The 18,888-nt window shown below is 70.9% G+C and carries 20 protein-coding genes and 1 tRNA gene; 4 read left to right on the top strand and 17 right to left on the bottom strand.

The features are described from left to right. Positions 1 to 66 precede the first annotated feature (66 nt). Together BLT97_RS09125 and BLT97_RS09120 are read right to left on the bottom strand one after the other, a co-directional pair. A complete protein-coding gene (locus tag BLT97_RS09125; protein WP_093608365.1) occupies positions 67 to 813 on the bottom strand; it encodes a TetR/AcrR family transcriptional regulator in 747 nt (248 codons plus the stop codon). A gap of 103 nt (positions 814 to 916) precedes the next feature. Then, positions 917 to 1,846, bottom strand: a complete 930-nt coding sequence (locus tag BLT97_RS09120; protein ID WP_093608364.1) for an AurF N-oxygenase family protein — start codon at positions 1,844 to 1,846, stop codon at positions 917 to 919. Positions 1,847 to 2,065: 219 nt separating this feature from the next. Here BLT97_RS09120 and BLT97_RS09115 point away from each other — a divergent pair, with 219 nt between their 5' ends. Next, a complete protein-coding gene (locus BLT97_RS09115) occupies positions 2,066 to 3,172 on the top strand; it encodes a ferritin-like domain-containing protein (RefSeq protein ID WP_093608258.1) in 1,107 nt (368 codons plus the stop codon). 61 nt (positions 3,173 to 3,233) lie between these two features. Here the strand turns inward: BLT97_RS09115 and BLT97_RS09110 are convergent, their stop codons facing one another. The 8 genes from BLT97_RS09110 to BLT97_RS09075 form a co-directional block, all read right to left on the bottom strand. Continuing rightward, positions 3,234 to 4,805, bottom strand: coding sequence for a penicillin-binding transpeptidase domain-containing protein (locus tag BLT97_RS09110; protein ID WP_093608257.1), 1,572 nt, complete (start codon positions 4,803 to 4,805; stop codon positions 3,234 to 3,236). After that, entirely contained in the window at positions 4,806 to 6,242 is a 1,437-nt protein-coding gene (locus BLT97_RS09105) for an FtsW/RodA/SpoVE family cell cycle protein (RefSeq protein ID WP_093608256.1), read from the bottom strand. Between the two features lie 228 nt (positions 6,243 to 6,470). Then, entirely contained in the window at positions 6,471 to 6,887 is a 417-nt protein-coding gene (locus BLT97_RS09100; protein WP_093608255.1) for an SH3 domain-containing protein, read from the bottom strand. A 125-nt stretch (positions 6,888 to 7,012) separates the two neighbouring features. After that, on the bottom strand, positions 7,013 to 8,275 hold the full coding sequence (locus BLT97_RS09095) for a sensor histidine kinase (RefSeq protein ID WP_093608254.1): 1,263 nt from the start codon (positions 8,273 to 8,275) through the stop codon (positions 7,013 to 7,015). Further along, complete coding sequence (locus tag BLT97_RS09090; RefSeq protein ID WP_093608253.1) at positions 8,272 to 9,138, bottom strand: hypothetical protein; 867 nt, start codon at positions 9,136 to 9,138, stop codon at positions 8,272 to 8,274. The genes BLT97_RS09095 and BLT97_RS09090 overlap by 4 nt, the downstream gene beginning before the upstream one ends. Before the next feature lie 198 nt (positions 9,139 to 9,336). Then, positions 9,337 to 9,966, bottom strand: coding sequence for a class F sortase (locus tag BLT97_RS09085; RefSeq protein WP_093608252.1), 630 nt, complete (start codon positions 9,964 to 9,966; stop codon positions 9,337 to 9,339). Positions 9,967 to 10,009: 43 nt separating this feature from the next. Next, complete coding sequence (locus BLT97_RS09080; RefSeq protein ID WP_093608251.1) at positions 10,010 to 10,231, bottom strand: hypothetical protein; 222 nt, start codon at positions 10,229 to 10,231, stop codon at positions 10,010 to 10,012. Between the two features lie 234 nt (positions 10,232 to 10,465). After that, positions 10,466 to 10,948 carry a protein-tyrosine phosphatase family protein gene (locus BLT97_RS09075; protein WP_093608250.1) on the bottom strand — a complete coding sequence of 161 codons (483 nt, stop codon included), beginning with the start codon at positions 10,946 to 10,948 and terminating at the stop codon, positions 10,466 to 10,468. A 157-nt stretch (positions 10,949 to 11,105) separates the two neighbouring features. Here BLT97_RS09075 and BLT97_RS09070 point away from each other — a divergent pair, with 157 nt between their 5' ends. Further along, a complete protein-coding gene (locus tag BLT97_RS09070) occupies positions 11,106 to 11,909 on the top strand; it encodes a nuclease-related domain-containing protein (RefSeq protein ID WP_093608249.1) in 804 nt (267 codons plus the stop codon). Between the two features lie 74 nt (positions 11,910 to 11,983). On the opposite strand, the gene BLT97_RS09065 is transcribed toward BLT97_RS09070, so the two are convergent. Continuing rightward, positions 11,984 to 12,859: an ATP-dependent DNA ligase gene (locus BLT97_RS09065; RefSeq protein ID WP_245769218.1), complete on the bottom strand. Its 876-nt coding sequence runs from the start codon at positions 12,857 to 12,859 to the stop codon at positions 11,984 to 11,986. 19 nt (positions 12,860 to 12,878) lie between these two features. After that, entirely contained in the window at positions 12,879 to 13,778 is a 900-nt protein-coding gene (gene ligD, locus BLT97_RS09060) for a non-homologous end-joining DNA ligase (protein WP_093608247.1), read from the bottom strand. 61 nt (positions 13,779 to 13,839) lie between these two features. Here ligD and ku point away from each other — a divergent pair, with 61 nt between their 5' ends. Continuing rightward, the gene (ku, locus tag BLT97_RS09055) at positions 13,840 to 14,958 is read left to right on the top strand and encodes a non-homologous end joining protein Ku (RefSeq protein WP_093608246.1); all 1,119 of its coding nucleotides are present in this window, start codon (positions 13,840 to 13,842) and stop codon (positions 14,956 to 14,958) included. 119 nt (positions 14,959 to 15,077) lie between these two features. Here ku and BLT97_RS09050 read toward each other — a convergent pair whose 3' ends face one another. Both BLT97_RS09050 and BLT97_RS09045 read right to left on the bottom strand, forming a co-directional pair. Continuing rightward, positions 15,078 to 15,917, bottom strand: coding sequence for a class I SAM-dependent methyltransferase family protein (locus BLT97_RS09050; protein WP_093608245.1), 840 nt, complete (start codon positions 15,915 to 15,917; stop codon positions 15,078 to 15,080). 153 nt (positions 15,918 to 16,070) lie between these two features. Next, the gene (locus tag BLT97_RS09045) at positions 16,071 to 16,523 is read right to left on the bottom strand and encodes a response regulator (protein WP_245769217.1); all 453 of its coding nucleotides are present in this window, start codon (positions 16,521 to 16,523) and stop codon (positions 16,071 to 16,073) included. 141 nt (positions 16,524 to 16,664) lie between these two features. Between BLT97_RS09045 and BLT97_RS09040 the strand changes: the two genes are divergently transcribed. After that, positions 16,665 to 16,736 (top strand) — tRNA-Arg (locus tag BLT97_RS09040). Positions 16,737 to 16,960: 224 nt separating this feature from the next. Here BLT97_RS09040 and BLT97_RS09035 read toward each other — a convergent pair. From BLT97_RS09035 to BLT97_RS09025, 3 genes are read right to left on the bottom strand one after another with little or no spacing between them, the layout of a single operon-like run. Next, complete coding sequence (locus BLT97_RS09035) at positions 16,961 to 17,302, bottom strand: hypothetical protein (protein WP_093608243.1); 342 nt, start codon at positions 17,300 to 17,302, stop codon at positions 16,961 to 16,963. A gap of 32 nt (positions 17,303 to 17,334) precedes the next feature. Further along, entirely contained in the window at positions 17,335 to 18,708 is a 1,374-nt protein-coding gene (locus BLT97_RS09030) for a tyrosine-type recombinase/integrase (protein ID WP_093608242.1), read from the bottom strand. After that, complete coding sequence (locus BLT97_RS09025; protein ID WP_176953718.1) at positions 18,705 to 18,878, bottom strand: helix-turn-helix transcriptional regulator; 174 nt, start codon at positions 18,876 to 18,878, stop codon at positions 18,705 to 18,707. Before BLT97_RS09025 ends, BLT97_RS09030 begins: the two co-directional genes overlap by 4 nt. Positions 18,879 to 18,888: the final 10 nt, after the last annotated feature.

Here is an 18,888-nt window from a genome sequence, read left to right as displayed (position 1 = left end):
GCGGCGCCTCGGCGCAGGTGCTCCACCGCACTCCGCCTCACCGCAGATGCCCCACCGGACCGCGCCTCAGCGCAGACGCCCCGCCTCGCCCAGCACAGGCAGCACTCGGCGCGCGAGCGATCCCGCGGGCCCGTCCGCCCGCTCCAGCGCGAGCGCCGACCGCAGCACCTCGGCCGTCTGCGCGTCGGAGGCAGCCGAAGCCGTGAGCTGGGCGACGAACTGGTCAAGGAGCCAGTCCCGCAGCTCGGCGGCCGGCGGCTGCTTGCCCTCGTCCAGCCAGATGAGCGAGGCCGCCTCGACGGCCGCGATCCACATCCGCACCAGCAGATGCAGCCGCGGGCCCGGAGCGCTCACGGGCATGTGCCCGAGGATGCTGGCCGCCGCGCTCCTGCGGACCTCGTCCACGATCGCGGTGGTACGAGAGGTGGAGACGACACTGCCGCCCTGGAGGAGCGCGGCGAACCCCGTGTCGTGGGAGTCCACGAACGCGAGATAGCGGTCGAGCGCGCGGCCGAGCCGTTCGGTGAGCGGACCGGTGGGCGGCTCGTCGAAGCACCGCTCCAGCTCGTCGGCCGCGGAGCGCAGCGCCGCCTCGTACAACTGCTGCTTGCCGCCCGGGAAGTAGCGGTACACGAGCGGCCGCGAGACACCGGCGGCCTCGGCGACGTCGTCGAGCGAGACGTCCTCGGGGGCCCGGTGCGCGAACAGAGTGAGCGCCGACGCGAGCAGCTGGCTGCGCCGCTCCGCGACGCTCAGCCGCCGGTACGCGGGGGTCCGGGCGGAGGCGGTGGTGGGAACGGGCGCCGAGGACATGCCCGAAGGGTAGTCCGCCGGCGCCCGCCGCACGTAGGCCGTCATCACCGCTCGTCATCCGCCGCGACGCTCGTCGGCCAGGTCCGTCTGCAACCGCCGGCGCCTACGCAAGCAGCCCCGAGCTCTGCCACAGCCGGCGCCCCGGCCCCCGCAACACCCCGATGTCGTCGAGGAAGTCGGTCAGGCGCTTGGCGCCGGTCTGCATCACCTCGCGGCGGTGGCCGCTCGCCTTGACCTGCGCGAGCGCCTCCCGCCGGTCGAGGCCGACGTCCGTGTAGACCTGCGGGTTCACGAACGCCACGGAGAACACCTTCGCGGCCTGCCCGGAGCTGATCCGCGTCAACTCCCGCTCCCAGCGCGGCGCCGTGACCATCTGGCGCCGCAACTCCTCGCGTGCGTAGCGCACATGGCGGGCCTCCTCGACCACGTGGATCCGCGTCACGCCGCGGACGAGGGTCTGGACGCGCTCGTCCGGGAAGGTGAGCCGCTGCATCCAGTCGAGGATCTCCTCGCCGAGCAGCGTGCAGGCGAACGAACCGGGCGTCGTGGACACGGTCTTCAGGATCCGCGCCAGGTTGTGGTTGAGCTTGCTGACGGGGTACACCTTCGCCCCGCCCTTCTTGATCATGCGGGCGAACATCATCGAGTGCCGGCACTCGTCCGCGATCTCGGTGAGGGCGTAGCGCACATGGGCGCTGTCCATCGGCTTGTCGTAGATGTGCCGCACGAGGAGCTGCATCAGGATGATCTCGAACCAGATGCCCAGCGAGGCGAGCGAGGCCGCCTCGTACCGGGCCAGTTCCATCCGCTGCTCCTCGGACATCCGCTTCCACAGCGGGGTGTCGTAGAGCGAGACGAGCTCCGGCGGCCAGAACCACTTGCCCTCCTCGACCGGAGCGTCCCAGTCCAGCTCCTTGTCGGGGTCGAACGAGTGCTTGGCGGAAGACTCGAGGAGCCGCTCGGCCACTTGCTCGCGGTCCTTGAGCAGGCCGAGCGCGTCCCGCAGGACGGCGTGCGTGCCCGCTTCCGTCATCGTCATGGCGGCTGTCACCTCGTGACTCGGTTACCGGGGGTCACCTCTTATGAGACTGCGCGTCAGCAAGCCCGTCAATCCTCTGCGCAGGACTTGGCGCGACTTGTCGGGCCGCGTTGTTGACCGTGCGTCTACCACCGTGTGAATCTGCCAACCATCCGGTCTGCAAGGCGAGTCGGGGTCGGCCGCGACCCTGTGTACGAGGCGAAGGAGCCGCCCGTGTCCACGTACGACCGCTACATCCAGGCGCCCGCCGAGCCGCAGTGGCAGGTGCCCGCCACCGGTGCCGCCCGCTTCAGCTGGGAGTACGACGACGGCCGTGACCGGCTGCTCGCGCTCTACCAGAAGGGCAAGGACAAGCAGTGGGACGGTGCCAAGCGCATCGACTGGGACATCGAGGTGGACCCGTACGACCCGCTCGGCACCCCGGACGAGTCCCTGTCGCTGTACGGCACCCGGCACTGGGCCAAGCTCACCGAACGGGACAAGGGTGAGCTCCGGCAGCACTTCGCCTCCTGGCAGTTCAGCCAGTTCCTGCACGGCGAGCAGGGGGCGATGATCTGCGCGGCCCGCATCGTGGAGTCCGTCCCCGACCTGGACGCGAAGTTCTACTCCGCCACGCAGACCATGGACGAGGCCCGGCACGCGGAGATCTTCGGCCGCTTCCTGCACGACAAGGTGGGCATGGCCTACCCCATCAACGACAACCTCCAGTCCCTGCTCGGCGACACCCTGCGCGACTCGCGCTGGGACATGCCGTACCTGGGCATGCAGGTGCTCATCGAGGGCCTCGCGCTGGCCGCGTTCGGCATGATCCGCGACACCACGGACAAGCCGCTGCCGCAGCAGATCCTCGCGTACGTGATGCAGGACGAGGCCCGGCACGTGGCCTTCGGGCGGATGGCGCTGCGCGACTACTACAAGCAGCTCACGGACGCGGAGCTGCGCGAGCGCGAGGAGTTCGTCATCGAGGGCTGCTACCTGATGCGCGACCGGCTGCGCGGGGTGGAGGTCCTGGAGAACTTCGGCATCCCGAAGGCGGAGGCCGAGGAGTACAGCGAGCAGTCCGAATTCCTCGCCCTGTTCCGCCAGTTGCTCTTCTCGCGCATCGTTCCGTGCGTCCGCGACATCGGCCTGTGGGGCAAGCGCCTCCAGGAGGCGTACGTGGACATGGGCGTCTTCGAGATGGGCAATCAGAACCTCGACCAGCTCATGGCCCAGGACGAGGAGATCGCCGAGAAGCTGGACGCGGAGCGGTTCGCGGCCGAGGAGGCCGCGCGGGTGGAGGAGGTGGGCGAGGCGATCGCCCAGGGGGCCGAGAGCTGAGAACTGAGTGCCGGGAGCTCGGAGCCGGGAGTCGTGATCTGGAAGCCGGGGCGTGCCGTCCTCAGCGGCGGCCCCGCGCCCCCGGCCACCCGTTCTGCTCCCGCTGCCAGCCCTGCGGCTGCTGCTGCCAGCCTTCCGGTTGCTGCTGCTGCCACCCCTGCGGCTCCCGCTCCGCGGCCCGCACCAGCCCCGCCTCCATCACGGCCCGTGCGATCGGCGCCGCGCTGCCGCCGCCGCTGATGTCGTCCCGTACCGCCGAGGCATCCTCGACCACCACGGCCACCGCCACCGCCGGTGTCGCGGAATCCTGCGCCTGGGCCCAGGAGATGAACCAGGCGTACGGGAGACCGGTGTTGCCGAAGCCGTGCTGCGCCGTGCCCGTCTTGCCGCCGACCACGGCACCGGGGATCGCCGCGTTGCGCCCCGTGCCCTTCTCGACCACCTCGACCATCATCTCCCGCAGCAGCGCGGCCGTCCGCGGGTTGAACGCCTGCCGCAGCGACCGCGGCTGGGTCAGGCCCACCGTGTCCCCCGAGGAGTCCGCCGTACGGTCCACCAGATAGGGGGCCTTGATGTCGCCGCCGGACGCCACCGCCGAGGCCACCATCGCCATCTGGAGCGGGGTGGCCCTGGTGTCGTACTGCCCGATGGAGGACAGGGCGAGCTGCGGCTGGTCCATCGAGGTGTCGAAGGTGCTGGTGGCGACGGGCGAAGGGATGCGCAGACCGCGGGTGTTGAAGCCGAACCGCTGCGCCGTGCCGGCCATCGACCCGAGCCCGACCTCGACGCCGAGCCGCGCGAAGACCGTGTTGCACGACCAGGTGAACGCGTAGCGCAGGGAGGCGTTCTCGCAGCCCTCGACCTCGTTGCCGAGCGAGGTCGAGGTGCCGGGCAGGCGGTACGGATCGGGGGACTTGGTCGGCGCGTCCACATCGCCGATCACCCCCGCGTCGAGCGCCGCGGCCGCCGTGACCACCTTGAACGCCGAACCCGGCGGATAGGTCTGCCGGATCGCCCGGTTCAGCATCGGCTTGCTCGCCGCGGAGTTGAGGCGCGACCAGTCGCGGGCGGCCCGGATGCCGTTCCCGGAGAGCAGTTCGGGATCGTACGAAGGGGTCGAGACCAGCGCGAGGATCCGGCCGGTGGCCGGCTCGATCGCGGCCACCGCGCCCTGCTTGCCGCCGAGCCCCTCGTAGGCCGCCCGCTGCATCTGCGGCACGATCGTCGTGTGCACCTGCCCGCCCGGCTCCAGCTCGCGCGTCAGATCCCCGATCAGCGGCAGCGGCGACAGGAGCGGCGAGGTGCCGGAGAGGATCCGGTCCTCGGTGTTCTCCAGGAAGGTGGAGCCGTACACCTGCGAGGCGTAGCCGGTGACGGGCGCGTACAACGGGCCGTTCTTGTACGTGCGTTCGTACCGCAGCTGCTCGCCGGTGTCCTTCGACCCGGTCACCGGCCGCCCGTCCACGAAGATGTCGCCGCGCGGCTGTGCGTAACGGGCGATGTCCTTGCGGCGGTTGGCCGGGTTGTCGTCGTACGTCGCCGACTGGACGAGCTGGATGCGTGCCGCGTTGAGCAGCAGCAGCACGGTCAGGAGCAGGCAGAAGGCCGCGGCCCAGCGGATCTGTCGGGTCATCTACGGCACCATGTCTTCCTGTTGCGAACGGTCCGACTCCTGGAGCGAACGGGCCGAGTCGCTCAGCCGGATCAGCAGCGCCACCATGATCCAGTTGGTCACCACGGACGAGCCGCCCTGCGCGAGGAAGGGCATCGCCATACCGGTCAGCGGGATCAGCCCCGTGACGCCGCCCGCGATCACGAACACCTGGAGCGCGAGGATCGAGGCGAGCCCGACCGCGAGCAGCCGCCCGAACGCGTCCCGCAGCGCGAGCCCCGCCCGGTAGCCGCGCGCCACCAGGGCCGCGTACAGGACGAAGATGGCCGACAGGCCCACGAGGCCCAGCTCCTCGCCGGCCGTGGCGAGGATGAAGTCGGACTTCGCGGCGAACCCGATCAGGATCGACTCGCCCTTGCCGAGCCCGGTGCCGAGCATCCCGCCGGCCGCGAACGCGAAGAGGGACTGGGCGAGTTGATTGGGACCCTCGCCCGCCTCGATCGAGGCCAGCGGGTGCAGCCAGTCCGCGACGCGGGTGTGCACATGCGGTTCGAAGCGCGCGGCCGCGTACGCCCCGGCGCCGCCGAGCAGCAGCCCGACCGCGAGCCACCCTTTGCGGCCGGTCGCCACGAACAGCAGGATCACGAACAGCCCGAAGAACAGCAGCGAGGTCCCCAGGTCCCGCTCCAGGACGAGCACCCCCACGCTCACCAGCCAGATCACGACGACCGGCCCGAGCACCCGCCCGGTCGGCAGCCGCATCCACAGGACCCGCCGGCCCGCGTACGCGAGCGCGCTGCGGTTCGCCGCGAGATAGGCCGCGAAGAACACGGCGAGCAGAATCTTCGCGAACTCGCCCGGCTGGAGTGACAGTCCGCCGATCTGCACCCACAGGCGCGCCCCGTTCACGGGCGGGAAGAAGATCGGCACGGCGAGCAGCGCGAGGGCGGCGAGCCCCGACAGATACGCGTACCGCTGGAGCGTCCGGTGGTCCCTGAGCGCGAGCACCACCACGATGAACAGCCCGACACCCACGGTGGACCACACCAGTTGGGCCAGTGCGGCCTGGTCGTGCGGGGTCTCCTGGTCGAGCCGGTAGATGAGCACGAGCCCGAGCCCGTTCAGGAGCACCGCGATCGGCAGCACCAGGGGGTCGGCGTACGGCGCGCGCAGCCGCACCGCGAGATGCGCGAGCAGCGCGAGCACCCCGAGCCCGGCCCCGTAACCCGCCGCGCCCGGCGGGACGGTGCCGTGCCGCGCGAGGCCGACGGACAGATAGCCGCACACGCTCAGGCCCACGGCCAGCACGAGCAGCGCCAGTTCGACCCCGCGCCGCCGCGCCGGCCCGGCCCCGGCGACCGCGGCGTCCTGCGACCCGGTCAGCTCCGCCAGGTCAGGAAGGTCCTGATAGCCCTGAAAGCCGCGCTGGCCCTGGGTGTCCGCCGTCGATCCGGTCATGCGCGGACGGTAGCAATGGGCAGGGGATGTCCCGTTATGTCGGACGGGGATGTCGGAAGGTTTTTGTCGTACGAAGGGGGGTGGGGGTGGTGGTGAGTGCGCGGGGCCCCGGTAACAGTCCCCTCCCGCCCGGGGGCCGAAGCCCTTTCCAGGCTATCGGCGCCCACTGACAACGCCGCGACGCGCTGCCGCGCGCCCCTCAGTGCCAGCGACGTGCCGCGCGCCCCCTCAGCACCAGCGCGGTGCCGGCCCGATGTTGTCGATGTAGGCCGCCGCGCCCCAGGCCCAGGTGCCGTCGGTCAGCAGGTACCAGCGGTCGTTGCCCTCGACGCTGCTGCCGCGGGTCTTGCAGAAGATGTGCACGTACGCGCCGTACGGCTCGGTGCGCACGATGCGGGCGCCGCGGGTGGGGGAGTCGCGCAGGAGCAGCCCGTTGCGGGCGGAGACCCGGCCCTTGTAGACGGGCGGGTTGTTGTTGCCGGGGGCGGCCGACGTGCCGCGCTCCGTGTCGTTCAGGGGCGCGGATGCGGGCGCGGACGCGGGCGCAGGTGTGGATGCGGATGCCGGAACCGCGGCCCCGGTCACGCAGAGCGCGCCGACCGCGGCGGATATGCCCAGACGAAGGGCGGTGGACCGGAGCGACATGGGGGCCTCCTCAAAGGGGCGTGCCAATCCGAAGTGGTGATCACGCTAGGAGCAGCCCTGAGACTTCGCAAAAGGGACGAAGGGTTACTCGCGCCCCGGCGCCCACCCCTGCCCCGCACCCGGCCTCACCCCTCCTCGCGAACCGCCCTGCCTTCCTCGTACGGCAGCGTCAGACGCGCCACCGCACCGCCCCCGGCATCGTTCGTGAAGCCCAACTTCGCGCCCAGGACCCGCGCCTGGCCCACCGCGATGGTCAGCCCGAGTCCGTGCCCCTTCGCGCCGCCCTCGGTGCGGAAGCGCTGCGGCCCGTGCTCCACCAGGTAGTCCGGGTACCCCTCGCCGTGGTCGCGCACGGACACCGAAGGGCCGTCCACGGTGACGACGACCGGCGGGCGGCCGTGCTTGTGCGCGTTGGCGATCAGGTTGCCGAGCACCCGCTCCAGACGCCGCCGGTCGGTCTCGACCCACACGTCCCGTACGACCTCCACCCGCGTGTCCGTGCCCTGCGCGGCACGCTGCACCAGCGGCCCCAACTGGTGGGTGTCCAGGTCGACTTCCTCACGCCGCGAGTCGAGCCGCGAGATCTCCAGCAGGTCCTCGGTCAGCGTGCGCATCGTCTGCACCCGCTCGCGCACCATCTCGGCGGGCCGGCCCGGCGGCAGCAGCTCGGCCGCCGCGTGCAGTCCGGTCAGCGGGGTGCGCAGCTCGTGCGCCACATCGGCCGTGAACCGCTGCTCGCTCTCCAGCTTCCCCTGCAAGGAGGAGGCCATGGTGTCCAACGCCCCTGCCACGGTGGCCACTTCGTCCTGCGCGCGGTCGGGATCCTTCGTACGGGGATCGTTGACGCGCGCGTCCAGGTCGCCCGCGCTGATCCGGCGCGCGACCGTGGCCGTCTGGTGCAGCCGCCGCGTCACGCGCGTCACGCCGAACGCGCCCACGAGCAGCGTCGCCCCGATGGCGAGCACCGAGGACACCGCGATGGCGCGGTCGAGGCCCTCGATGGTCCGCGCGCCCTGGGTGTAGTCGATGCCCGCGGTCACGACCCGGTGGTCGTCCGCGGGGCCCGCCGCCCACATCACGGGGCGCCCCTCGTGCTCGGCGACCATCGTGCCGCGCTTTCCCTGAAGGGCCAGTTCGCGCAGCGAGGCGGGCAGGCCCGGCGGGTCGATCCCGGAGTCGGGCGGAAGCCGGTCGCCCGCTTCGTACAAACGGGTGACGTCCTCGAGCTTGGTGAGCGCCTTCTCGCGCGCGTTCCCCACGGTCTGGTTCGTGACCGCGACATGCACGAACGCGCCGAGCATCGCGGCCAGCGCACAGCACATGACCGTGATGAAGACGGCGGCCTTCCAGGTCAGGGTCGCGGTCCAGGCGGGCAGGCGAGGTCTCATCGGGCGGCCGCCGCGGAGGTCTCGGGGGTGGGCGAGACCGGGGTGGCGGTCGGCGCGTCGGGCGCGGGTACGACGGTCTGCGTCTGTGTCTGCGTCTGTGTCTCCTTGTGTACGGAGGGCGTCGACGTGGCGGTCGGCGCGGGGGACGGCTCGGGCGTGCGCGGGGACCGCGGCTCCCCGCTCGGCCCGGGCGCGCGCACGATCTCCATCCGCGTCGGCAGCATGGAGCGCGCCCTCGCGTCCCAGGACCACACGTCGCGGAACTCGTATCCCGCGAACTGCGCCGGAGCGCGCACGATCAGATCCCGCCCGGCCAGCTCCGCGCTGATCACGGGCTGGGTGGTCGACATGATCCGTACGAGCCGTCCGTCGTCCTGTGTGTAGACGCGGATGCCGATCCCGTACTGGTCCCGGTCGCCCAGGTCGATCCCGACGATCAGCTCGTCCTTGCCGCTGCCGGTCAGATCGCGGTAGTACGCGGTCATCACCGGGCAGCCCTTGTCCCCGGCCCTGCCCTCGCACGCGAGGATCTTCGCGGCGATCTCCGCGGGCATCGCGTCCTGGCCGGTCTCCTCGCCCGGATGCGCCCGCACCTCGGCCTGGACTACGGCCAGGGCGTTCACGCGGTGCAGATCGCCGTCCGGGATTTTGATGCCCGGTACCACCTCGGGTGTGGCGTCCCCGAGGTCCTCCTGGGTGTCGTTCCTGGCCGGCGGCAGTTCGGGCCACAGCCGCGCCGGACCGACCGCGCTCGGCGTCGCGCCCGCGCTCTTGAGACCGCCCGCGCTGCCGCAGCCCGCCGCGGACACGGCGAGCAGGGCCACGACGGGCAGCACCAGGGCGGCGCGGGCGGAACGGGTCATCGGCACTCCGGGTCGGTCTCGCGTGCCGGTCTGCATGTCCGCGGTGCGGCGCGTGCGGCTGCGGGCGCGGCGCGTACGGCCGGCGAGCGCGGCGCGTATGGCCGCGATGCGCTGCGTACGGCCGTGCTGCGGTGCGTACCGGCCGCCACGCGACGCGTACGGCCGCGAGGCGACGCCTACCGCCGCGACGCGGGCGCGCTACTGCACGAGATCGGCGTAAAGGATGATGTTGTCCGTGCGGTGGCCGTCCTTCAGGCCGCCGCCGCAGGTGAGGATCCGCAGCTCTGCGCGGTTCGTCTCCCCGTACACCTTATTGGTGGGGAAGTCCTTCTTGTTCACCTGCTCGATCTCACGGACCTTGAAGTGCGCCGTCGTGCCGTCCGCGCGCTTGACCTCGACCGCATCGCCGATCTTGATGTCCTTCACGTTCTTCATCAGCGCCGGGCCCTTGGCGGTGTCGTAGTGCGCGACCAGGACGGACGCACCCTTCTCGCCCGGCGTCGGACCGTCCTGCCACCAGCCCGGCAGCTCCGCCTTGTCCGCCGGGGGCACCTGGAGCTCACCGGTGGAGTCGGTGGTCAGGTCCAGCATCGACGTGGCGTCCACACCGGCCGACTCGATCTTCAGTCCGGTCGGCTTCGACCGCTGCATCGCCTGGGCGGCCTGCTTGGCCTGGGCGGTCGCGGTGTTGGCGACCTTCACGTCGGGCCCGGGCTGCGCGCCCTGCCCGCAGGCCATGAGCCCGGCCCCGAGCGAGACGGTCAGGACGGACGCGGCGGCTATCCGGGTGGCGCGGCGGGGGGTGCGGGGGAGGGTGGGGGTGGTCATGAGGGGCTCCAGTGGGGGGCAGGTGGTTCTGAGGTGCTCCGGGTCAGTCGTCCGTACGGCCGCGGCGCACCATCGCGAAGCCGAGGCCTGCGGCGCCGGCCGCTGCGACGCCGCCGCCCGCGGCGAGCAGGACCGGCGACTCGTGGCGCACCGGTTCGACGGCGGGCGCGGCCGCGAAGGAGGAGGCGGCCGGGATCAGGAGAGCACCGCCCGCGACGACGGAGACGGCGAGGGTGCGGACGAGGCTGCGACGAGAGGTGCTCACAAGGGGTCCTTCCGGCTCTGACTTCGGGGCATGTGCCGATTTCCGGCGTATACGACGCTATGGGTCCGCCGTTGCGGCCATTCGGCAGCCGTGTAACAGCGGCCCATAGCTGTCCGGACAGAGCCGTTACTTATCCAGCCTTCAACTGTCCCGGAGTCGGCAGGACGCCCACTCCGAAGCCCAGCGGTCCGCCCGCTCCCCGGAGTCCGGCAGTCCGCCCGCCCCAGAGTCCGCTCACTCCCTCATCAACCCATTGACCAGGTAGTCCACAAAGAGCGGATTGTGCAGCGCATACGGCGATCGCCGCTCCCGTATCCGGGAGATCGCCGCGTCGACCGCGTACCCGTCGAGCACGAGCGCCCCCGCCACCACAAGCCCCGAGCGGTTGTAGCCGTGGAAGCACCGGACCAGGACCGACCGCCCGGCCGCGTACGCGGCATGCGCGAGCCGTGCCATCCGCCGCACCTCGACGAGCTCCGCCTCGCTCAGCGCGGCGTCCGGGATCCGCAGCACGTGGTGCTCGACACCGGGGGAGGGCCCGTGACCCGGGATCGTATGGAGACTGCACACGACGTCGAACTCCGCGCCGACGACGACGGGCTCGGCCGGACCGCCCTCGCCCCGCACCTCGTGCCCGCCCATGGTCAGGCCGGGCACGATCTCGTCCCACCGCCGCCGCGGCTCCGGCACCTCCGCGAACGACCGCCGTGTCTGCATGCGGCACACCCCTCCCTGGAAGCCCCGCCCCGAGGCCCTCGGGGCCGTCCCCTGCCCAAGTCCCTTCCAACGTAGGAACGTTCGAACACCTCCGGGCCCGACCGGGTTATTGCCGCGGCCACGGCGAGCTGTTCCCATGGTCGTGGGGTGATGCGGCATGACCGGACTGCGGGTCGTCCCCACGTGGCGACACGGACACGAGCGTTACTACGTACTCCTCCCGGACGGCAGGAACATCGCCTGGTACGACCGCGAGGCCGGCCGGGTCAACCTCCTCAAGGACGAGCGCAGGCAGGAGGTGCTCGCGGCCCTCGCGCCCTATCTGACCGGACCGGTCACGGTGGGCGCCCCACCGGTGCCGACCGGCGCCGAGCTGGCCCGCCTCGCCCTGCACCCCGACGACGACCTGGCGCCGAACCGCCCAGGCGAGGCCCTCCTCATCGCCCTCGACCGCCACCCGACCCCGGTGCGCCGGCTGCGCACCGACCGGCGCCGCCGCGACCTGCTGGCCCAGCAGGCGGTGGGCGAGGCCCTCGACCGCCTGGAACCGGCGGGCTGGCGGGTGCTGCACTCCCTGCCGCTGCCCGGCGGCCGCCGCCTCGACCATCTCCTCATCGGCCCGGGCGGCGTCTTCGCGTTCCACGCCCTGCACGCCACCAAGCACCGCGTCCGCGTCGCCGACCCCCAGGTCGCCGTCGGCCGCGCCCAGCCGGAGCCGCTGCTCGGCAGCCTCCGGCACCAGGCCGACCGGGCCTGCCTGGCCCTGACGACGGAGGTGCGCCCAGTCCTCGCGGTGGTCGCGGCGACCGCCGTGGATCTACGAGGTGCGCTCAGGGAGGTCCAGGTGGTGGAGGACACGGGCATCCCGTCCTTCGCCACGCTGGGCGGGGTCTACAAGCCGACGGACATCGAGGCGCTGTACGCCCACGCCCGCGACCGCCGCACCTGGCTCCGCACGTAACCACCTTCCCCTTGCCCCCCCAACCCCCTTGCCCCCCCAACCCCCTTGCCCCCCCAACCCCCTTGCCGGCACCCCTACTTGAACCGCACCACTCCGACCGTCTGATGCCGGGTCGCCTGCTGCCGTACCTCCACCACCAGCCCGCCCCCGACCGTCCGATAGGTCACGTCCCCGAGCCCCACCGCGTTCAGTTCCCCCGTGCCCTCGGCGGGCGGCAGCAGCTCGGCCGCCCGCGCCCGCAGGCCGGGGCCGAGCGGGCTGGACAGCACGGGTGTGTCGTCGTCCGGCAGTACGAGCACCAGCGCCTGCGGCCGCGCAGGCGCCCCGGTGAACCCGACCACCACCGCGTCCCGCGTATCGCTGTGCCGCAGCTTCAGCCAGGACCGCCGGCCCGCCCGGTACCCCTGGTCGAGCCGCTTGACCACCAGCCCTTCGATGCCGGTGTCCCGAAGCCCCTCGTACCAGCTCTCCGCCAGCTCACGGTCCGTGGTCATCGGCACGGCCTGCAACGGCGGCCCGAGCGGCGCGAGCAGCGCGACCAGCTCCTCGCGCCGCCGCGTGTACGGGGCCGCGCGCAGATCCTCGCCGCGTACGGACAGCAGATCGAACGCCGCGTACGAGGCGGGCAGCGTCCGCGCCAGTTCCGCCGCCCGCGCCGGCGTGGACATGGCCCGCTGCTGCACCGCCGCGAAGTCGATCCGCCCGTCCGTCCACACCACGACCTCGCCGTCCACCACGGTCCCCTCGGGCAGCGCCCGCGCCGCCTCGGTGATGTCCGGGAACGAGCCCGTCACGATCCGTCCCGAGCGCGCCTGGAGCTGCACCCGCCCGCCCACGTGGAAGACCACGAGCCGGTGCCCGTCGAACTTCGGCTCGTACGCCCACCCGCCGGCCGCCGGCGGCAGCGCACTCACCGACTCGGCGAGCGCCACCTTCACGGGCGGCCGCACGGCAGCCCCCTACCCGCGTTCACCGGAACCCCTTGGGCAGTTTCCCGGCCCGGTTGAGGTTGATCAGCGGGCCGAGCAGATCCCCGTACTCCTGAAGCCGCGGCGGAATGTCGTCGGCGAGGAACACCAGGTCACCCGGCTCCTCGCAGCCCTCGATCTCCTCCCACGTGACGGGCGCCGACACGGTCGGCAGCGCCCGCGCCCGCAGCGTGTAGGGCGCCGCGGTCGTCTTCGCGGCCGCGTTCTGGCTGTAGTCGACGAAGACCTTGCCGGGCCTGAGCGCCCTGGTCATCCGGTGCAGCGCGAGTCCCGGCAGCTCCTGCTCGGCCTCGACCGCCAGCTCCTTGGCGTACGCGGACACCTTCTCCGAAGGCGTCGGCTCCAGCGGTACGAGCACATGCAGCCCCTTCGACCCGGAGGTCTTGGCGTACACGTGCAGCCCGTCCGCCTCCAGCCGCTCCCGCAGCCACAGCGCGACCTCGCAGCACTCCACGATGGTCGCGGGCTCCCCGGGATCGAGGTCGAACACCATCCGGTCCGCCCGCCCCGGCGCATCGGCCTGCCACTGCGGCGTGTGGAACTCCGTCACCAGGTTGGCGGCCCACATGAGGGTGGCCAGGTCCTGCACGACGACCTGTTTGGCGGTACGTCCCTCACTCCTCCTCGGCACCTCGGCGGTCCGCACCCAGGCCGGCGTCCCCGGAGGCACGTTCTTCGCGAAGAACCGCTGGCCATCGGGCCCGTCCGGAAAGCGCAGAAAGGAAACGGGCCGGTTGTAGAGGTGCGCGAGCAGCGAGCCCGCCGTCACGGCGTAGTAGTGCAGCACCTCGCCCTTGGTGAAGCCGTGCGCGGGATAGAGCACCTTCTCCAGGTTCGAGAGCGCGAGGCGCCGCCCCTCCACCTCTGTGATCGGCGTCATACGATAAGAATCCCACGCGAACACGCATACACCCCTCGTATCGCTCTGGAAGGGGCAAAACGTGCGATCCATATGGAACGGCGCCATCTCCTTCGGCCTGGTCAGCATCCCGATCAAGCTCGTCAACGCCACCGAGAACCACAACGTCTCCTTCCGCCAGATCCACACCGCCGACGGCGGCCGGATCCGCTACCGCAAGGTGTGCGAGCTGGAGGAGAAGGAGGTCACGACCGCGGAGATCGGCAAGGGGTACGAGGACGCGGACGGCTCGATCATCCCGATCACGGACGAGGACCTGGCGTCGCTCCCGATCCCGACCGCCAAGACGATCGAGATCGTCGCCTTCGTCCCGGCCGAACGCATCGACCCGCTCCAGATGGACACGGCGTACTACCTGGCCGCGAACGGAGTCCCGGCAGCCAAGCCGTACACCTTGCTCCGCGAAGCCCTCAAGCGCAGCCAGAAGGTGGCCATCGCGAAATTCGCCCTGCGAGGCCGCGAACGCCTGGGCATGCTCCGGGTCGTCGACAACGCGATCGCCATGCACGGCCTGCTCTGGCCCGACGAGATCCGCGCCGCGGAGGACGCCGCCCCCGACACCCACGTCACGATCCGAGACGCGGAACTCGACCTCGCGGACGCCCTGATGGACACCCTTGGCGAGGTCGACATCGAAACCCTCCACGACGACTACCGCATCGCGGTGGAGGAGATGATCGCCGCGAAGACGGGCGGCGGTACGGTCGCCCCCGCCCCCGCGCAGCCGGCGGCCGGCGGCAAGGTCATCGACCTGATGGCGGCCCTGGAGAACAGCGTCAAGGCGGCCCAGGCAGCCCGCGGCGAATCCTCTTCGGACTCCTCGGACTCCTCGGGCTCCTCCGACTCGTCCTCCGACGACGGGGAGGTCGCGGAGGTGACCCCGCTGAAACCCCGCCGCGCGAAGAAGGCCGCGGCGGCGTCCCCGAAGGAGGTGGGTGGCAAGAAGTCGACCTCGAAGAAGACGTCGACGGCATCGAAGACGGCGACGAAATCGACGGCGAAGAAATCGACGGCGAAGACCGCAGCCAAGCAGACGACGAAATCGACGGCGAAGTCGGCGAGCAAGTCCACAGCCAAGACCGCCAAGTCGGCCAAGTCGACGGCGAAGAAGGCGACTCCGCGCAAGCGCGCCTCGGCCTGACGGGAGGCGGCTGCGTGGAGGCGGCCGCGTGCAGGCGGTCGTATGGAGGCGGTCGTGTGGAGGCGGCCGTCACCGCGCCGTGCCGGCCGCCGCTCGCTGCCGTGGTGCGGCCCCGCGCATCACCTCATCGTCGTGACCCGCGCGGTGGTGACGGCGAACAACCCGACCGCCTCCATCGCGCTCTCCACCTCATCGAACCCGGCGGCCCGCGCCCAGCCCTCGGCCTCCTCGACGCTCCGGCAGCGCATCTCCCACAGCTTGCCCTCGCGATTGGGCAGGACATGCGCGATGAAGTCGAGCTGCGGATGCCGCGTCTGCGTGGTGAACACCAGCGTCCCGCCGGGCGCGAGCAGCCCCCGCAGCCGCTCCACCGACGCCCGTATGACCTCCTCGTCGAGCAGCAGCTCGTACAGCCCGGACACCACGATCACATCCGGCGCCCCGGACGCCGGCGGCTTCGGATCCAGCGCGTCCCCCACCTCGTACGCGATGACCTCGGGCCCCAACCCCCGCTCCCGCGCGAGCCGTTCACCCAGCCGCAGCCCGTCCTCCGCCAGATCCCGGCACTCGACCCGCACCCGGCCCGCCGCATGCCCGCCGATCAGCTGCTGCAGATACCGCCCGGGCCCACCGGCCACATCCAGCAGAAAGACGCTGCGACCGCTCCCGGCCCGCCGCAGAATCTCCTCATCGAGCGTCGCGAGCAGCAACGCCCGCCGCGCCCGAATGGCCCGCCACCCCACGGCGCCGAGGAACACCCGGTCGATGACCCACCCGACCCCGGCGATCCCCTGAGCCTTGTTCCGATAGACGTAATCGAGCATGACCCCACTGTCGAACCCATGCCGATACCCGATGCGGACGCCCTTGCTGAGTCGCCCGACACTCCCCAACAGGCCCCTCATCAGGGCCCACTTGACCCGGCCGACCGGCCCGGGACGCGTCACGTAAGAACTCATGCCTTGAGGGTCGCGCCGCCCGCGCCACCCGCGATATCCGTACGCCTACTCGACCGGGCATAGGTACGGCACACACCCTCACCGAGGACCACCGCCCGGCGTCCCTACGGCCGCCCTATGGCTGCCCCGCGGCCCTACCGCTCCCCGGCGGCCCTACCGCTGCCCACGCCCGGCCTGCTCCCTGACGTCCGTCTTCAAAGATCTGACGTCCTTCTTCAAAGACCCGTCATGGCGCTGCTGAACCAGCCCCCGAACCACCGCGACCAGCTCCGCCGGCTCGAAGGGCTTCGCCAAGAAGGCGTCCACCCCGACCTCGAGCCCGCTCTCCACCTCGTACTGAGTACAGGCACTCACGATGACGAGCGGCAGCTCACGCGTCCGAGGATCGTTCCGCAGCCGGGCCGCGGTCCTGAGCCCGTCGAGCCTCGGCATCACCACATCAAGGGTGACCGCATCGGGCCCGACCTGCTCCACGATGTCCAGCGCCTCGGCACCATCGGCCGCGGTCACGACCTCGAAGCCCTCCAGCTCGAGGTTGACCCTGATCAGCTGCCGGATCACCTTGTTGTCGTCCACGACAAGGACCCGGCCCGACGCCCCTGGCACAAATCGAGGGTAGGTCCGCCCCACCCACCGCGTCCGGCTTTTCCCCACTTCCACCCAAGGGCCCCCACGAAATACCTGTTCATGCCCACCCCCGAAGAGCTGGTAGGGTTCTACCCGTCACCGCCCCAGGGCGCCCGACACGCCCCCGTAGCTCAGGGGATAGAGCAACGGCCTCCGGAGCCGTGTGCGCAGGTTCGAATCCTGCCGGGGGCACCCCTTATGGAGTGCCTAAAGACCCCGTGACCAGCGGAAACGCTGAGACCGGGGTCTTTCTTGCGTTGCAGGCTTGTGCAGCTGTAGGCCGCTCAAAGCGGCTCTATGTCGGGGTCTGTGGACTATTTGTGGACAGGATCTTGAAGCATCAGCCCAGGTCAGACCCTGAAAACGGCGAAGGCCCCCGGAAGAATCCAGGGGCCGTGAGCGGGGCGCTCACCCCATCAGGCTCTGACGTCACGAAGCAGAGTGCCCGCCTCGTCGTAGAGCTCCAGCGAGTAGGTCAGCCCGAACCGGCCGAGAAGGTCGACGAGCTCGTCAAACCGAAGCGGGTCGACAACCCCGTGCAGCAGGATGCCGTCCTCACTGGGATCGAGCTCCACCTCGCACCAACGGGTCCCCACCTCGTAGCCATGCCATGAGGATGACCGCGACCTCCAGCCGGCCCGGACGAAACACTCGGCCACGGGTGAGGCGCTTCGCTGACCGTGCACCGTGCCGTACACGTTGCTGTCCACCTCGCCCCACCGCGGATCGAGCTCGTCGCCTTCAGCGGACAGGTCCATCCCCGAAGTATGAGCGCATATGGGCCGCGTGATCATTCGTATTCCCGCAGCAGCTCCTCGATCTTGCGGTTCGCGATCTCCTGGCGGCCGTCGATGCACTTCGCGTACCGCCCCAGCAACACTTCGACGCTGTTGCCTGCCCGCTGCGCTACCTCGGTGGCGTCCACGCCCGCGTTGAGCCAGGTCGAGAGGGCCGAGTGCCGCAGGTCGTACGGGCGGGATGCGAGCGGGGAAGCTACGGCAACTGGCGGTAGCGCCAGCACCCGAGCCTCCTGCCAGACGCGGTAGTACGTGGAGGAGCCGACGAGCCCGCCACGCTCGTTCGTGAACAGGCGGCCGTCCGGAGCCGTGCCGAAGGTCTTCAGGTGATCACGCAGGATGGTGACCAGCTGCGGAGGGATGGGCACGGGGCGCACCTCTTCGGTGGGCCGGTTCTTCAGTCCGCGGTCGTCGTGCGTCTCGCCGGTATCGGTCCAGCGCTTGCCCGCGGTCGGGCGGGTGCGATTGAGCAGGGCGACACCCCAGCCGAGCTCGGGGAGCTTGAGGTCCGCTTCCCGGAGGGCAACGGCTTCAGCCGGCCGGAAGGCCCCGAAGTACATGCACGCGAAGAGGCCCACCAGGCGCCGACCGCGGGCGCGCCTATAGCCGCCGACGTACGAGACAGCATGGAGCAGGGCGCGGACCTGCTCCGGATTCGCCACCACGCGCGGATCGACTGCCTTGGAGACCTTTGGTCGCTTCCAGCGCACAGCAGTGATGGGGTTCTCTTTGAACTCCCCGAGGTCCACGGCGTAGTGCACAGCATTGACGAGCGTCCGTCGTTTGCGCTGCACGGTCTCAGCAGCGGCAGCGGACCCATCGAGCCTCAGCTTTAGGGAGTCAAGCACCATCCGCCCGACCGCAGGCTCAGCGAGATCGGAAAGCGGCCGCGAGGCCTTGGCCACCCAGTGGAAAGCGTTCGCGACCTCGGTGGGCAGGTCCGCGTCCTCCGGTCCCGGGAGCACGAAGGCGTAGTTGCGCAGCGAGTGCCGCAGAAGCTTGTCCGAGGGGCGGCCGGCGCGTTCGCTGAGCATGGCCATCGTGACCGACGTCAGGCTCTCGCTGATCGAGTCGCGATAGTTCGGTGCCGCGTGCGGCCACTTCATCGCGACGTACTGGAGGGCGAAGGCGTACCAGGTCAGAGATGCTTTCTGCTCCGCCAGCGACTCGGGAAGCCCGGACTCGGTGTCGAACTCCTCGCCGTCTCGTATCGCTCGCAGGAGCTTGGAGCGGTAGTTGTCGGCCAGGGCCTTCGTGCGAAAGAACTCGGAGAAGACCTGACCGGCGACGGTCCAGCGCACATCGAAGGACGGCTTCTTGGTCTGGCGCTTCCGGATGCCCCAGATCCGCACGTCGAGGGACTTCATGTCTTGGCTCCCTCCAGGTTGCGAAGCCAGGCCGTGAAGTCACTGCGCCAGATGCGGAGTTCCCCGTTGGGCAGCTTGAAGGCGGCCGGCCCTTCTCCGAGCTCACGCCAGCGGTAGAAGGTGCGGCGGGAGACCCCACCGAGTTCCGCAAGGACCTGGGGCACGGTCATCAGCTCATCC

This window comes from Streptomyces indicus, from assembly GCF_900100315.1.
GTDB lineage: Bacteria > Actinomycetota > Actinomycetes > Streptomycetales > Streptomycetaceae > Streptomyces > Streptomyces indicus.
Note: the sequence above shows the minus strand (reverse complement) of the source record. Positions and strands in the feature narration are given on the sequence as shown.

Coding starts and splice junctions, on each gene's coding strand:
- BLT97_RS09075 (WP_093608250.1), bottom strand. CDS start 10,948: ATGCAGACACGGCGGTCGTTCGCGGAGGTGCCGGAGCCGCGGCGGCGG.
- BLT97_RS09125 (WP_093608365.1), bottom strand. CDS start 813: ATGTCCTCGGCGCCCGTTCCCACCACCGCCTCCGCCCGGACCCCCGCG.
- BLT97_RS09095 (WP_093608254.1), bottom strand. CDS start 8,275: ATGAGACCTCGCCTGCCCGCCTGGACCGCGACCCTGACCTGGAAGGCC.
- BLT97_RS09105 (WP_093608256.1), bottom strand. CDS start 6,242: ATGACCGGATCGACGGCGGACACCCAGGGCCAGCGCGGCTTTCAGGGC.
- BLT97_RS09030 (WP_093608242.1), bottom strand. CDS start 18,708: ATGAAGTCCCTCGACGTGCGGATCTGGGGCATCCGGAAGCGCCAGACC.
- BLT97_RS09085 (WP_093608252.1), bottom strand. CDS start 9,966: ATGACCACCCCCACCCTCCCCCGCACCCCCCGCCGCGCCACCCGGATA.
- BLT97_RS09035 (WP_093608243.1), bottom strand. CDS start 17,302: ATGGACCTGTCCGCTGAAGGCGACGAGCTCGATCCGCGGTGGGGCGAG.
- BLT97_RS09100 (WP_093608255.1), bottom strand. CDS start 6,887: ATGTCGCTCCGGTCCACCGCCCTTCGTCTGGGCATATCCGCCGCGGTC.
- BLT97_RS09120 (WP_093608364.1), bottom strand. CDS start 1,846: ATGACGGAAGCGGGCACGCACGCCGTCCTGCGGGACGCGCTCGGCCTG.
- BLT97_RS09090 (WP_093608253.1), bottom strand. CDS start 9,138: ATGACCCGTTCCGCCCGCGCCGCCCTGGTGCTGCCCGTCGTGGCCCTG.
- BLT97_RS09110 (WP_093608257.1), bottom strand. CDS start 4,805: ATGACCCGACAGATCCGCTGGGCCGCGGCCTTCTGCCTGCTCCTGACC.
- BLT97_RS09050 (WP_093608245.1), bottom strand. CDS start 15,917: ATGAGTTCTTACGTGACGCGTCCCGGGCCGGTCGGCCGGGTCAAGTGG.
- ligD (WP_093608247.1), bottom strand. CDS start 13,778: ATGACGCCGATCACAGAGGTGGAGGGGCGGCGCCTCGCGCTCTCGAAC.
- BLT97_RS09025 (WP_176953718.1), bottom strand. CDS start 18,878: ATGACCGTGCCCCAGGTCCTTGCGGAACTCGGTGGGGTCTCCCGCCGC.
- BLT97_RS09070 (WP_093608249.1), top strand. CDS start 11,106: ATGACCGGACTGCGGGTCGTCCCCACGTGGCGACACGGACACGAGCGT.